This is a genomic window from Bartonella sp. HY328 (genome assembly GCF_025449335.1).
Lineage (GTDB): Bacteria > Pseudomonadota > Alphaproteobacteria > Rhizobiales > Rhizobiaceae > HY038.
The window spans coordinates 985085-1000049 of sequence record NZ_CP104883.1 but is presented as its reverse complement, the minus strand read 5'-3'; the positions used below and the strand labels follow the sequence as shown (position 1 = coordinate 1000049).

Here is a 14965-nt window from a genome sequence, read left to right as displayed (position 1 = left end):
AAGTTCAAAACAAGAACATAATTATACATTTTAATGGATAAAAGACTTAAATTTTTGAACAGTTAGATTTATATAAAGGATAAATAGATTTATCCATATGATTTGGTTAAAACAGACATTGATCGCCAATGCACATGAAATTTTTAAAAAGCATATTAGAACCCCAAATATGGAACAATCCTCTTTTTAAATTGGCAAGGATTTACGATATATGATTATTAATGCTTTATAAAAATAAATACCAGTATAAAAATGACACCCAATTTTGTCTCTATTTGATTTCAAGTCAGGATGAATATGATTTTTAACGCAGCCTTTTGGGCTTTACAACGTTTATGGTCGCCGCAGTTTCGGACAATTTTCTGGAAATCTCTTGGCTATACTATTGGTCTTTTGGTTTTTTTATGGTTTTTCTTGCGGCAAATATTCATTCAATGGGTTTTTCCTTGGCTTGCCCCCTATTTTTCCGGAATGCCCGATTGGCTCGGTTGGCTTGGTATTGTCTGGATCATTACTTTTAGCTTCGGCCTTGCGGCTATCCTTGCCTTATTGGTAGGGCCAATTACTGCGCTTATCGGCGGACTATTTATCGATGATGTAGCAGAAATTGTTGAAAAGCAAGATTACTCACAAGAAGAGCCTGGCAAGGCAATGCCGCTTGGTCGCTCGATGATTATCGCGGCGCGTTTCCTTTGCCTTTCCATCATCGGCAATATTATTGCTCTTTTATTATTACTGGTACCCGGCGTTAATCTCATAGGCTTTTTTGTCATAAATGGTTATCTTTTGGGCCGAGAATATTTCGAATTTGCAGCCAGCCGTTTTCGCGCTGAAAAAGGCGGACATGATTTTTATGTTCAAAATCGAGGGACTGTTTTTTGCGCAGGTCTAATTATCGCTTTATTTTTATCCATTCCCATACTCAATTTATTGACGCCACTTTTTGCAGCAGCAATGATGACCTATTTGCACAAATCACTTTCTGGCAGTAAAAGGGAAACAAAACAAATAAAACAATACGATTCTAGGCCAAGATAAGCGTCAATATCTGACATAATCGGCTTTTAGAACAACAAAGAGTTCACTGGGAAAACCAGAATGGGAAAACCAAAATGGCACTTGATATAAAGATTTGTGGATTAAAGACAATTGAGGCGGTAGAAGCAGCAATTGCGAATGGTGCGAGCCATATAGGCTTTATCTTTTTCCCTAAAAGCCCGCGTAATATTTCATTTTTGCAAGCAGCCGCGCTTTGCGAAACAGTAGCAAAGCGCGCAAAAACCGTTGCTGTGACCGTCGATGCGGATAATCTTTTCCTTGATGATCTTGTCCATATTGTAAAGCCCGACATGCTACAATTGCATGGCCATGAAACACCACGCCGGGTTGCCGAAATTAAAAAGCGCTATAATCTGCCAGTAATGAAAGCCATTTCAGTTCACACCGCGCCAGATTTACAAAATGCTATTCCTTATAAAGAAGTTAGCGACCGCATTTTATTTGATGCCAAAGCCCCACAAGGTTCTAATCTTCCGGGAGGAAACGGCGTGTCTTTTGATTGGCAGTTACTAAATAATTTTGATAGCGACTTAAATTATATGCTTTCGGGTGGTTTGCGCATTGAAAATATCCATGATGCATTAACCACTATTCGCCCCAGTGGCATTGATGTTTCATCTGGGGTTGAAAGTGAGCCAGGTGTTAAGGATATTAATCTGATGAATGGTTTCTTTAGTGCGGTACAAAGCGCATTAACTGCCCAGCAAAAATAGTGCTTAAACGCGCGTTAAAGCAAATTTTTTAAAAAGTGATTATGCAAAACATCTGCAATATTAATTATGCAAAACATCTGCATGCGCTCACCAATTTAATTTGTTTTGCCTAATCCGATTTCTATGCTTATAAATAGTGTTTAATTAAATTTGATATTTAATAGAAGATTGCAAAAAATGGAGAATGATGTGACGAAGCTGGTTGATGGGGCGCAAGATGACCGCGCAATTGACTTAAACTCGTATCGAACAGGCCCCAATGAGGATGGCATGTTTGGTATTTTTGGCGGTCGATTTGTTGCAGAAACTTTGATGCCACTTATTTTGGAACTTCAAGATGCTTATGATGAAGCAAAAAATGATCCAGCTTTCAAAGCAGAACTGTCCAATCTTTTAAATCATTATGCTGGCCGTCCATCAAAGCTATATTATGCCGATCGCCTTTCTGAGCATCTTGGCGGCGCTAAGATTTATCTAAAGCGTGAAGATCTTAACCATACTGGCAGCCATAAAATTAATAATTGTTTGGGCCAAGTGCTTTTAGCAAAGCGCATGGGTAAAAAACGCATTATTGCTGAAACAGGTGCCGGTCAGCACGGTGTTGCTACTGCAACTGTTGCCGCGCGTTTTGGCTTTCCTTGTGTTGTTTATATGGGTGCAACTGATGTTGAGCGGCAAAAGCCCAATGTCTTTCGCATGAACCTACTTGGCGCCGAAGTAAAGCCGGTATCGGCTGGTAATGGCACTTTAAAAGATGCGATGAATGAAGCCTTGCGCGATTGGGTTAGCAATGTTGATGATACTTATTATCTCATTGGTACTGCCGCTGGTCCGCACCCCTACCCTGAAATGGTCCGCGATTTCCAAACCACTATCGGTGATGAAGCGCGCGCACAAATTTTAGAACGCGAAGGCCGCTTGCCCGATATGATTATTGCCGCCGTTGGTGGTGGCTCTAACGCTATTGGGCTTTTCCATTCCTTCCTTGATGATAAAAGTGTTGAAATTATTGGCGTTGAAGCAGGTGGTCACGGCCTTGATACTGATGAGCATTGCGCATCAATGAGCGCTGGAAGTCCTGGCGTCCTTCATGGTAACCGCACCTATCTTTTGCAAGACGGTGATGGGCAAATTCTTGAAGGCCATTCAGTTTCTGCAGGTCTTGATTATCCAGGTGTTGGCCCTGAGCATTCATGGCTTAAAGACACTAAGCGGGTTAGTTATGTGCCTATTCTTGACAATGAAGCCTTGGAGGCATTTCAACTATTAACCCGTACTGAAGGTATTATTCCTGCCCTTGAATCCTCGCACGCCTTGGCAGAAGCAGTAAAACGCGCGCCTAAAATGAGCAAAGATCAAATTATGATCGTCAATCTTTCGGGTCGTGGTGATAAGGATGTGCATACAGTCGGCAATTTGCTTGGCATGGCAATGTAACGCTTTTTAAGGATTTTAACTATGACGCGTATTGATGATAAATTTGCGGCCTTAAAAGCTGAAGGTCGCAGTGCTCTTGCCACCTATATTATGGCTGGCGACCCCAATTATGATGAATCCTTGAAAATTATGTTGGATTTGCCAAAATCTGGCGCCAATATTATTGAACTTGGCATGCCTTTTTCAGACCCAATGGCCGACGGACCAACCATTCAGCTTGCTGGCCAAAGGGCACTAAAAAATGGACAAACTCTTGCGAAAACCTTGCAATTGATTAGAGATTTTCGCGTTCATGATAATGTTACGCCAATTTTAATGATGGGATATTATAATCCAATCTATATTTATGGTGTCGATCGCTTTTTGAAAGATGCCAAAGAAGCAGGACTTGATGGCCTATTGGTGGTGGATCTCCCCCCTGAAATGGATAATGAGCTTTGTTTGCCTGCCTTAAAAGCTGGCATTAATTTCATTCGTCTTGCAACCCCAACAACCGATGACAAGCGCTTGCCTAAGGTTTTACAAAATACCTCTGGTTTTGTCTATTATGTGTCAATGACGGGCATTACCGGCCAAGCCTTACCGCAAATTGAGCAAATAGGCGATGCGGTTGCACGCATTAAGAAGCATACCGATTTACCAGTCGTGGTTGGCTTTGGTATTAAAACCGCTGATCAAGCTGCTAATATCGCTAAGATTGCCGATGGCGTTGTGGTTGGCTCAGCTATTGTTAATGTGGTAGCGCAAAGCCTTGATGATAATGGTGCGGTTAAAACTGATATTGTCGCAGCAACAAGCCGCTTGGTCAAAGAGTTAGCCAGCGGTCTTTAAAAAATTTAAAATAGTGAGGCGTTTAACCAATGCCTCACTATTTTAAGAGATATTAGCTAATAAATCATCGAGACATTTTTGCATTATTTGTAGTTTTTCGAAATTATCAATTTTTGCCAAATCCTTAGCAAGGCGATTAGCAAAATGCGTAGCTTCAGCCGATAATCCCTTGGTATCAATTACAATACGCGGATGTGAAAAATCAGCAAGATTTAACACCTCATCCGCTTCATCCCAAATAATATTAAAATAAGCAATGATCCGCTGCACAAAAACAAAAGGTGGCGCACCCTTGCGCCCATGCTCAAGGGCAGACAGATAGGCAGCGGAAACATCAAGCGCCTTTGCCATTTCCTTTTGGCTTACGCCTTTTTTACGCCGTAAGCTTTGCATTTTCAAACCAAAAGGGGTCATTGATTACTGCCTATTGATTATGCTGATAATTTACGCAATTTAAGATAAATTGCGCCATCGCCACCATGATGGCGCGCCGCATCATTAATAGCACTAATATAGATACGAAAAGCTGGTGTTGACAACCAATGGGGAACAAGTTGACGCAAAATACCATCGCTTTGTAACGACTTACCCTTGCCAGTGATAATTAAAACGTGGCGGAAACCACGAAATTGTGCCGATTGTAAAAACCGTAACAGCAGTGTGTGGGCTTCACTTTGTGTAAGACCATGCAAATCAATGCGGCCATCAATATCAAGCCTGCCTTTAGCGATTTTACGATGGGTTTTACGGTCAATCGGGTTTATCGATGCATTATCATTTTTTGTATTGCTGGCTTTTGACTGATAATTATCCGCTTGCGCCCGTTTGGCTTTATTTTTATCCAAAGCTGCACTATCACCGCTAGTTGCGAGCATGGTTTTAAATTCAGCAGGATCGCTATCTGCTTGAGCAATAACTGTGCTCATGCGTAAGGGGCGGATGGATTTTGCAACCGCATCCCACAAAGCTTTATCTTCAGGACGCAAAGCGTTAAAGCGGTTTTTGCCACTTGTGTTTTTCTGTTGTTTTTTGCCAAAATCACTTTGCATTTTAAAACCAAAATTTCTAATTCGTGCTCTATAGCATAATCACCCATAGAGCGAATAGATCAATTTTTTTAAACTTCATGCTTTTGATTGGTTTTTATCATTTTATAAAATCATGCTTTATTTTTAAATAAAAAAGCCGCTTAAAGCGGCTTTTAAAATTTAAGGAACAATCCTCTTATGCATCTTCATCGGTGGCAATCACTTGCCAGTTAGGATCGCGTGATCGCGTATCACGGGCAAAAGTCCACAAATCATGCAATTGAGTTACTTCTTGCGGATCACCTTCAACCAATTTTTCATCTTTGTCGTAGGTAGCAGAAATAACTTCGCTGGCAATACGCACCGTAATTTCAGCAACGCCATTATTTACATCCGCCGCAACAATATCCGCCTTATCAATACCAACAAACGAAAATTTGACCGTTTCACCCTTAGCATCACGCTCGCTAATTGCGGCATTAAAGCCATCAAAGACGTCTCTAGCCAAAAGGTTTTTCAAGGTGTTGGTATCACCATTAGCAAAAGCGGTCATCACCATTTCATAAGCCATGCGTGAACCATCGCTAAAGCTTTGCGGTGTAAAAGAGCTATCTGCGGTACGGATGGCACGCAGCCCTTCATTCAGCCGGCTTGACTGCGGAGCAACTGCATCAATATCTGAAAAGTCATCAGCACGCTGCGTTTGTCTGTTTGGTAGCGGCACCACATTATCATCACGGCGCGCAGAACTATTTGCCTGCGTTCGCTTCATCGGATCAAAAGGAGGTCTTTCATTACCGGTACGCTTACCAAGCGCACTGCGCAATTGCAAAAAAATGACAACTGCCAATATGAAAAACACCACCAATACAATATCTAAATCCATTGTTGTCGCCAGTCTCCTGCCTTAAAACCCAATTTTTAATTTTTACACTATCACAATAAGATATAATCGACCTTACGCTGTTTTAAACCATAATCCAAATAAAAAAAAAGTATTTTTTAAGCCTAAGGTTATTTTTTGTGCACTTTAAAAATAGCTATATAGGTAGCGATTATCAAACTTACCACTAAAACGTCAAACATTCTTTTAAAGCGCTAGCTAAGATATTTTAACAATTATATTTATAATAACCAATAAATAAATTACTTTTACGTAGCTAATTACTTTAAATAATGCTTTAAAAATATTATAGTTGCCAATGAATTTTCGGCAAGGTGTGGGGCCATGAATAATATGCGGTTATTTTTTTCCATTATTTTTATATTATTATTTTACTTCACAATAATCCCAACAATCAAAGCTGATCCACTTTATGATCAATGTATGGCAGAAAATCCATATGGTACTAATTCAGATTGGGCTGCATGCGGAGGTAAAAACTGGAAGCGGCTTGATAACCAATTAAATGCGGTTTGGAAAATTGTTTTAGCAAGTTATGACCGCCACCCCAAAGCTAAAGACATTCGCAAAAGCTTAGTTGCAGAGCAACGGGCATGGTTAAACTACCGCGAAGATGTTTGTGCTGTTTATGAAAGCGGTTATTGGGGCCGCGAGGGACAAGTGCTCAGTGCCCCCAACTGTAATAATAGCTTACTTGCTAACCGTATTGACGAACTACGCAATCATTATTGTTATCAAGAAAAATGTGGATTTGACCAGCAATTAGAGCCTTATTTCGTTGATGTTAAAGCGGCAAAACTTGTGCTTAGCTATTTCGAAACGTTGTATCTAAAACAAATGTTTGCTAACCAAGGCGATAGTGAGGCAGAAATTGCTGACACAGAAAAATCTTATGGTATCAACTTTGTTAAAGATGCCTCACGCGATCAAAAGCGGTTTGAAAATTTTTTAAATAAAGCCTGTCTTTTCACCCATTACGTTGACAATGACGTCAATAATAATTTTCAATATCAAAGCTGCCAAACTGCAATTATTGATCACCGTATTCAGCAGTTAACATCAGGTGAGGTTTCAGATCCGATAAGCAAATTATCAGATTTTGCCAATATTGGTAAAATATCGCAAAAGGGTGATTGGCTTTTTGGTTGCGACCAAGGTTTTAGCTGCACCGCAATTGGCTACCCTAATATTGATAATATATATGATAAAGGCCAATATATCGCAATCCATTGGCAATATAACAGCACGAAACCACCTCTTATACGCTTCATTGTGGCAAGCAATGATCAACATATTACAAGCGGTGAATTTATCTATCATTTTTCTAACCCAAATCTTAAATTTAAGCTTATTAATGATAGCGCGCATCAACCCGTTATTTTTGCAGCTCATATTGGCGATAAAGACAGCGCGAATTTTATAAAAGCACTTTTATCCGAAAAAGAATTAACCTTTGGTGTTGATGTTGAAGACCTACCTCGCGCTAATATTTCCCTTAAAGAATTTGCAGATTTTTATAACACTCAAAAAGATAATGCTAATGCGCTTTTTGGCAATAAAATTGCGCCTTTGCCGAAAATTTCGGCTCTCGCTTTTACCCTTAATACGCCAATTGCGCTAAATGGTGAAGATAGTTCAAATTGCCAAAGTGATAAACCAATAGACTTAAATATTAGGCTAAACAATGGTGAACACTTCATTGCAGTTTGTGATGATTATACAAATAGATATACAGATAATTATCGCTTACAAAAACAAAACCCACAAGGTATGATAACGGCTCAATTTGATGGCAAAGCGAATTTATCTCAAGAAAATTGGCTATATAATTTAGCCGCAAATAATGCTGGACTTGAATTGCGTTCAACCATTCGTTTTAGTTCCAATAATGATTGTGGCCGCGATTTTGGCTTTGTCTATAATGGCAAGGTTTGGCAGTTAAGCACTGCTCGTGCCATGCCTTTTTGCGCGCTCGTTCAGCAAGAGGATTGGCCACAACTTTATAATAGCAATTTGGTAAAACAATAGCCAACTATTAAGGGCTTTATTCAAAGTGAAATAAAGCCCTTAATATTTTATAAAAACACGCGATAATCTTGCCATAGTTAAATTAAATAATAGCCTTCATGCGGCTTATAACCTCATCACTTAGAGCTTTTTCTTTGGTTTGCTTTGATGCAATAAGGCAAGCCTCTGATTTCAAAATCACCCCGTCATCAAGCACTTTTAACTGATTGGCGGTTAAAGTTGCACCCGTTGAGGTAATGTCAACAATCATATCGGCAGAGCCGGCGGCTGGTGCGCCCTCTGTCGCTCCCAAGCTTTCAACAATGCGATAGACTTGAATGCCATGCATTTGCGAAAAGAATTTTTGTGTCAAACGCCAATATTTGGTGGCAATGCGCAAACGGCGGCCATGACGCTGACGAAAATCTGCCGCCACATCATCAAGATCAGCCATGGTTGATACATCATGCCAAACCTGCGGCACAGCCACCACCACATCCGCATGGCCAAAGCCCAAGGGCAATTCCACCTTAACCCGCTCGTCAGCATGGGCAAGGGATTCACGGATTAAATCTTCACCAGTAACACCAAGATCAACTCGGCCATAGCCAAGCTCGCGGGCAATTTCAGAGGCTGACAAGAATTGCAAATCTATTTCAGGTGCATTGGCAATATGGGCGCGGTAGCTGCGGTCATCTTCAGGCAAGACCACCTCATAACCTGCCTTTTTTAATAATTCCAACGACTTTTCTTTTAATCTGCCCTTGGAGGGAAGTGCTAAAGTAATTGCCATTTTATAAATCTCCCCCTACCCGATCAAGCCACATGGAAAAACCAACGGCAGGTATGGGCTTTTTTGCACCAAGCATAGTTAAAAGACTATCATAACGGCCACCGCCAATCATCACCTCGCCATTTTGCGAGCGGATTTCATAAACAAGGCTGGTATAATAATCAAGCGGGCGGCCAAAAGCGGCATCATAATGTAATTTATCAAGATCAAATCCTGCTTTTACAATCGCTTTGCTGCGGGCAGAAAAACGCTCAATTACATCATCAAGCTGCAAATGGTTGGCTTTGGCAAAGCCATTTAAAATATCAACCGCTTTATCAAGCGCGACATCAAACTTCAAAAATTCTTGCAAAGCCGCCATGGATTTTGGATCTAATTGCACTTCTGCAAGCTCTGCCTTTTCAATTAATCGCTGGGCAATTTCTTTAGGGCTGCGCGAAAATGCTGGCGAAATATTGGCATTAACCATTTCCGCTTCAAGCAAGTCTTGCAAACCATCCTTATCATGATTTGCGATTTTTTGTGCTATATGATCGGGCAATTGTAGCCGCTCGCGGGGTTTTGCAAAATCCGCAAGCAGTGCTTGCAAAAGCTGGTCATTACCAAAACAGCGCATGAGCTTTTTTTGCCAGCCATGAGGTAGACCCAGCGCATTTAAAACAGCGGCAAAAAGTGCCTGATCGCCAATTAAAATCTTATCAATCGTTAGCGATGAAACGTCATCAACCAGTGTAAACGCATCATGCAGCGAGCGCGCATCAGCCTCGGCTTCATTCGCTTCGCCCAAATCTTCAATGCCTGCTTGCACAAAGCTACCAGTGCCAACCCGTCTTTGGCGGAACACTTCGCCAATATAAGCATAGCGGCGCGGCGTATCATGATTTTCAGCAATATGGTTTAAACAAACAGGAATGGTAAATTCAGGACGCAAGCAAAGACTGTCACCATTTTCATTTTCAGTCATGAAAATGCGGCGGCGCAAATCTTCACCAACAATATCAAGGAAAGGATCGGCAGGTTGTAAAATCGGCACATTTACAGGTTCTAACCCCATTTGGCTAAAAACTGCGGTGACGCGTGCCGCGTTTGTTGGTCTTTCTGCTGTCATAATGTAGCCTGTCTTTATACTTAGTAACGTAACCTATGAAAGCCAATAATCCGCCTTCATAGGTTAAAGAATAATATTGATCTATTCTTATTACGCTTTTATTGCGGCTTTGCCGCTTTTCTATCTTCTTCTTGTGCGGCAAGGATTTTTTGCACCTCTTGCACAAGTTCGGCTTCACTAACAGTTACTTGCGCAGGGCGGCTTTGACGCCAAGTTTCATTATCAGCAATCTCAGCCGATAGGCGTAGCCCCTCCAATAGATCCTTAATTTCAACTGTGCCTGCCTCACGCTCATTAGAGCCTTGAATGACAACGCAAGGCGCATTACGGCGATCAGCATATTTCATTTGCGAGCGCATGCCGGTGTCACCGACATAAAGCTCTGAGCGAATACCCGCAAGGCGCAAATCAGTCACCATTTTTTGATAACGCACCAGCGCTTCACTGTCGCGGTCCATAACCAATACTACAACAGGGCCAACGCTAGTCGAAAGATCTAACTTGCCTAGATTTTTAAGCGCAGTCATAAGGCGTGATACACCAATGGAAAAGCCCGTTGCTGGCACAGGCTGGCCACGAAAGCGCGACACCAAACCATCATAACGACCGCCGCCGCCTACCGAGCCAAAGACAACCTTTTGGCCATCTTCATTGACCACGTCAAATAGTAATTCGGCCTCAAAAACCGGGCCTGTATAATATTCAAGGCCGCGCACCACGGAAGGATCAATCTTAACCCGTCCTTGATAGCCTGCTGCATCAAATAGCACATTCATTTCTTGCAATTCGCGCACGCCTTCAAGGCCGCGCTCACTGCCTTCAACCACTTTCGTCAAATTGGCAATTGTTTCACTGCCAGTTTTTCCGCCAGCAGCTGTAAAAGCAATAACTTTTTCAATGGCGTCTTCGCTAAGCTCTGCGCCTTTGGTAAAATCGCCACTTTCGTCCGCGCGGCCTTTACCTAGCAATGCGCGCACGCCCTCTTCGCCAAATTTATCAAGCTTATCAATCGAGCGTAAAACCGTCAGGCGCTTTGCACTGTTTTGCGCCTCACCAAGGCCAATCAATTCCAAAACACCATCAAGCACTTTGCGGTTATTAACGCGGATTGCATAATCACCGCGCGCAATGCCAAGCTTTTCTAATGTGTCGGCAGCCATCATGCAAATTTCAGCATCTGCTGTTACATTTTCAGCGCCGACCGTATCGGCATCAAATTGCATGAATTGACGGAAGCGGCCAGGGCCTGCCTTTTCATTACGGAACACCCAACCAGCGCGATAGCTGCGATAGGGCTTTGGCAAGGTTTCAAAATTTTCAGCAACAAAACGCGCCAGTGGCGCAGTTAAATCATAACGCAGCGACAACCATTGCTCATCATCATCTTGTAGCGAAAATACCCCTTCATTAGGGCGATCTTGATCAGGCAAAAACTTGCCCAATGCATCAGTATATTCAAAAATCGGAGTTTCAACGGGTTCAAAACCATAAAGCTCATAAACACCGCGAATGGTTGACATCATTTCTTCGGCGGCGCGCAATTCGGCAGGATGGCGGTCAACAAATCCACGCGGTAGTCTTGCCTTGGTTTTTTCTTTGTCTTTAGCCATTTGCTTTCGCCTTTGTCTTTTCGTTCACAGTCATTAAAACCCATATATACATGTATATACATGAGTTAATTGATAAATTTATATCTATTGCCTTTAACATTGAAAAGGCAAATCAAACAAGTATTGATTGAAAGCATTTGCTTTAAATTTTAGGTTATCGGCAATATCTTCCAGCTGATTAGGGTCAGGACCTGATTTTTAAAGCCAATTGTGATGCTTTTCAAAATTTAGCAAGATAAAACACTAAAATTAAACCACATCAAATTTACAAAAATAGGTTTAACAAACGCGGTTTATGGCATATGCTAGGATTAAGTTTGAATATTGGGTTAAAAGGAACGAGTATGAAATTATTTGCAATTGCCACCATGGCAGTGGCGCTTTTTGTCAGTAATGCCAATGCTGAAAATCTGCGCCTTGGTATAAGCGCTGATTTTCCACCATGGGGTTTCACCACACCAACTGGCGAAATTACTGGCTTTGAGCGCGATTTGGGTGATGCTATTTGCCAAAAGATTGATGCCACCTGCACATGGACCAACCAAGCCTATGATGGCTTATTGCCAAGCTTGCAAATTGGCAAATTTGACATGTTGCTTTCTGGCATTTCTATCACCGAAGAACGGGCAAAAAACGTGGATTTTTCCATTCCTTATGGTGAATCACCTTATCAATTCGCAGCGCTAGCTGATAGCCCGCTAAAAGACGTTAAAACCACTGCAGAACTTGAAAAGGCTTTAGAAAATAAGGTTATTGGCGTACAAAGTGGCACCACTCATGAATTTGTAGTGAAAGCTCATTTTAAAGATGCGGATGTGCGTATTTATGAACGCAATGAACAAATCGTTGATGATATTCTAGCTGGCCGTCTTGATACTGCTCTTCTTGAAATTACTGTTTGGGAAGGCTTATTGAAGGACGACCACAAGATTGAACGCTTTGGCCCAATCCTTACCGGTGCTGATTATCCTGAATTTGGCCAAGGCATTGGCGTTGCTATGAAAAAAGGCAATAGCGCATTAAAAGCTCGCGTTGATAAAGCGATTACTGAGTTAACTGATGATGGCACTGTCAGCAAATTATCTAATCAATATTTTGGTTATGATGTATCTTTTAAAAAGAAAGATTAATCTTTAAGACATAACCAACAATAAGCCTGCTGCAATTCTCCAAACTTTGCAGCAGGCTTTTTTGTGTATATGATTATCTATCAGCGCGCGGATGGGCATTTTGATAAACTGCTAATAAACGCTCTGTATCCACTTGAGTATAAATCTGCGTTGTTGAAAGACTGGCATGGCCAAGCAATTCTTGAATAGAACGCAAATCCCCACCTGCGGTTAATAAATGGGTTGCAAAAGAATGGCGCAATGCATGCGGCGTTGCACTATCCGGCAGACCAAGGCTGCCGCGCATATACTGAACAGCACGCTGAATAATAGCTGGTTGCAAAGCACCGCCTCTTACCCCTCGAAATAGCGGCTCTTCACGCTCCAAAGCAAAAGGGCAAAGTTTTCGATAATGATCCACAGCAGTAAAAACTGCGGGTAAAATTGGCACAAGACGGGTTTTACCGCCCTTACCAGTGATATAGAGACTGGTTTGCGCGGCATTTTCAAGCTCTTTAGCTTGCAGCGACAAGGCTTCTGAAATACGCAAACCGCAACCATAAAGCAGTGTTAAGACGGCAGCATTACGGGCGCAAACCCACGGCTCTTCGTTGTCTTGCGCGGCGATTGAAACCACATCGCGCGCGCTTTGGGGTGCAAGCGGTTTTGGTAAACGCTTATCTGGTTTGGGGCTACGAATAACTTTAGCGGCGGGAACATGGGCAAGGTCTTGGCGGCCAAGATAATCAAAAAATGAACGAATACCCGCAAGACCACGTCCCAAACTGCGTGCACTTATATCATCGCGCCGCCTTGCTGCTAAAAAGCTGCGTAAATCGCTCACTTTTAAAGCAGTTATATCGCCAAAAGATACTGCGTGACCATTATATTGGGCAAAAAAATGCAAAAACTGCCGCGTATCACGCTCATAAGCTTCAATGGTTAGGTTTGATAAGCGCCGCGTATTTAAAAGATTTTCAAGCCAATTTTTGCGGGCCAATAATACATCAGCTTTAGCAGGTAATAGCTCTATATCATTTAGTTCATCACTCTTCATGGTCTTTCCATTTAAGCTGCGATTAGCAAAAAGGCTTACCCACATAATAATGGATAAGCCTTTATTTTTTTATAAATATTTAAATCTTAGAGCGTTTTCCGAAAAGTGTAAAGCGGTTTTCGGACAAAAAACGCGGTGTAAACAAGGGATTAAGGCGCTGATCTGGTCCAATCAGATCGAAATGCGCTCTAAAGCCCGCAATAAAGCCAAGATTTAGCTATTTGGCGCATTGTTGAGCACGGTAACAGCACGGCGGTTTTGTGACCAGCAAGAAATATCGTCACAAACAGCAACCGGACGCTCTTTACCATAAGAAATGGTGCGCATACGGTTAGGTGAAATGCCTTGTGAAATCAAGAAATCGCGGGCAGCAACTGCACGGCGCTGACCAAGAGCGATATTATATTCACGGGTACCGCGTTCATCGGCATGGCCTTCAACGGTGATGGTATAGTTAGGATAACGCTTCAACCATTGCGCTTGGCGCATCAAAGTTTGCTGGCCATCGCCACGAATAGAAGATGAATCAAGCTCAAAGAACACGCGATCACCAACATTTACGGTGAAATCTTGCGATGTTCCTGGTCTTGCACTACCTGAGCCATATTGGCCATTGGCACCATATTGACCATTGGCGCCATATTGGCCATTGGCATCTAAACCGGTGTTTTTCTTAGCGCAACCAGCAAGGGTAAGCGAAAGAAAAAGTGCTACCGTAACGGGATGGCGTATAATTGTCTGGAAACGGCGCATGTGCCGGCACTCCCTTAGTTGGTCTGTTGATAATTTGTCTTTAGCCTAAGTTCATTAAAGGCAATTCAATAACTATGGTTAATAAACAATAAACATGAAATTTTTATCACTTTTTGACGCATTTTTCTGTAAAAAAGACAAAAAACATCATCAAGGCTTGCAGTTTTCATCACCAAAAATTACGGCGTTTAAACGGCAACTATCAATTAAATTTACAACATGCTTGATTTGTTGATGCAACATGGCGGTAAAAAAGTCGAATCAACATCAAAAGATTGCATATTTTGCGCTTTTTAGTCTTGATTGCCTTGCAAAATATGCTAGAAGTCACCGCACTGGAAGATTCGGCATTAATATATTTGCCGCCAATCTGTCTTGGGGAATAGTTTAAGGGTAGAACAGCGGACTCTGACTCCGCTAGTCTTGGTTCGAATCCAGGTTCCCCAGCCAAAATAAATCATTGAAATTAAGTGACAATTTGAACCGGCTGAAATCTAAAAAATCAAGGTTAGACACCTTTTAAAGTTAGATTAGATACATTCCATTCGCGCCTTGT

The 14965-nt window shown here is 41.9% G+C and carries 14 protein-coding genes and 1 tRNA gene; 7 read left to right on the top strand and 8 right to left on the bottom strand.

Going from position 1 to position 14965, the window contains the following annotated elements; genetic code table 11:
- Positions 1-297 precede the first annotated feature (297 nt).
- The 4 genes from N5852_RS04155 (at position 298) to trpA (ending at position 4040) form a co-directional block, all read left to right on the top strand.
- Positions 298-1038 (top strand): sulfate transporter family protein, encoded by a 741-nt coding sequence (locus N5852_RS04155; protein ID WP_262099157.1) that lies wholly within the window; start codon positions 298-300, stop codon positions 1036-1038.
- Positions 1039-1112: 74 nt separating this feature from the next.
- Entirely contained in the window at positions 1113-1772 is a 660-nt protein-coding gene (locus N5852_RS04150; RefSeq protein ID WP_262099156.1) for a phosphoribosylanthranilate isomerase, read from the top strand.
- A gap of 270 nt (positions 1773-2042) precedes the next feature.
- On the top strand, positions 2043-3209 hold the full coding sequence (gene trpB, locus N5852_RS04145) for a tryptophan synthase subunit beta (RefSeq protein ID WP_262099683.1): 1167 nt from the start codon (positions 2043-2045) through the stop codon (positions 3207-3209).
- A gap of 21 nt (positions 3210-3230) precedes the next feature.
- Positions 3231-4040, top strand: coding sequence for a tryptophan synthase subunit alpha (gene trpA, locus N5852_RS04140; protein ID WP_262099155.1), 810 nt, complete (start codon positions 3231-3233; stop codon positions 4038-4040).
- Positions 4041-4082: 42 nt separating this feature from the next.
- Here trpA and N5852_RS04135 read toward each other — a convergent pair whose 3' ends face one another.
- From N5852_RS04135 to N5852_RS04125, 3 genes are all read right to left on the bottom strand, one after another.
- Positions 4083-4454: a helix-turn-helix domain-containing protein gene (locus tag N5852_RS04135; RefSeq protein WP_262099154.1), complete on the bottom strand. Its 372-nt coding sequence runs from the start codon at positions 4452-4454 to the stop codon at positions 4083-4085.
- Positions 4455-4471: 17 nt separating this feature from the next.
- Positions 4472-5089, bottom strand: coding sequence for a Smr/MutS family protein (locus N5852_RS04130; protein WP_262099153.1), 618 nt, complete (start codon positions 5087-5089; stop codon positions 4472-4474).
- Between the two features lie 175 nt (positions 5090-5264).
- A complete protein-coding gene (locus N5852_RS04125; RefSeq protein WP_262099152.1) occupies positions 5265-5954 on the bottom strand; it encodes a Tim44/TimA family putative adaptor protein in 690 nt (229 codons plus the stop codon).
- A 342-nt stretch (positions 5955-6296) separates the two neighbouring features.
- Here N5852_RS04125 and N5852_RS04120 point away from each other — a divergent pair, with 342 nt between their 5' ends.
- A complete protein-coding gene (locus tag N5852_RS04120; protein ID WP_262099151.1) occupies positions 6297-8000 on the top strand; it encodes a lysozyme inhibitor LprI family protein in 1704 nt (567 codons plus the stop codon).
- 82 nt (positions 8001-8082) lie between these two features.
- Here the strand turns inward: N5852_RS04120 and hisG are convergent, their stop codons facing one another.
- The 3 genes from hisG to hisS form a co-directional block, all read right to left on the bottom strand.
- Entirely contained in the window at positions 8083-8772 is a 690-nt protein-coding gene (gene hisG / locus N5852_RS04115) for an ATP phosphoribosyltransferase (RefSeq protein WP_262099150.1), read from the bottom strand.
- Between the two features lies 1 nt (position 8773).
- Positions 8774-9880, bottom strand: coding sequence for an ATP phosphoribosyltransferase regulatory subunit (locus tag N5852_RS04110; protein WP_262099149.1), 1107 nt, complete (start codon positions 9878-9880; stop codon positions 8774-8776).
- A gap of 98 nt (positions 9881-9978) precedes the next feature.
- The gene (gene hisS / locus N5852_RS04105) at positions 9979-11490 is read right to left on the bottom strand and encodes a histidine--tRNA ligase (protein ID WP_262099148.1); all 1512 of its coding nucleotides are present in this window, start codon (positions 11488-11490) and stop codon (positions 9979-9981) included.
- A 344-nt stretch (positions 11491-11834) separates the two neighbouring features.
- Here hisS and N5852_RS04100 point away from each other — a divergent pair, with 344 nt between their 5' ends.
- Positions 11835-12620 carry a transporter substrate-binding domain-containing protein gene (locus N5852_RS04100; protein ID WP_262099147.1) on the top strand — a complete coding sequence of 262 codons (786 nt, stop codon included), beginning with the start codon at positions 11835-11837 and terminating at the stop codon, positions 12618-12620.
- A gap of 73 nt (positions 12621-12693) precedes the next feature.
- Here N5852_RS04100 and N5852_RS04095 read toward each other — a convergent pair whose 3' ends face one another.
- Together N5852_RS04095 and pal are read right to left on the bottom strand one after the other, a co-directional pair.
- Positions 12694-13656 (bottom strand): tyrosine recombinase XerC, encoded by a 963-nt coding sequence (locus N5852_RS04095; RefSeq protein WP_262099146.1) that lies wholly within the window; start codon positions 13654-13656, stop codon positions 12694-12696.
- Between the two features lie 213 nt (positions 13657-13869).
- On the bottom strand, positions 13870-14409 hold the full coding sequence (gene pal / locus N5852_RS04090; RefSeq protein WP_262099145.1) for a peptidoglycan-associated lipoprotein Pal: 540 nt from the start codon (positions 14407-14409) through the stop codon (positions 13870-13872).
- Positions 14410-14785: 376 nt separating this feature from the next.
- Between pal and N5852_RS04085 the strand changes: the two genes are divergently transcribed.
- Positions 14786-14859 (top strand) — tRNA-Gln (locus N5852_RS04085).
- Positions 14860-14965 lie beyond the last annotated feature (106 nt).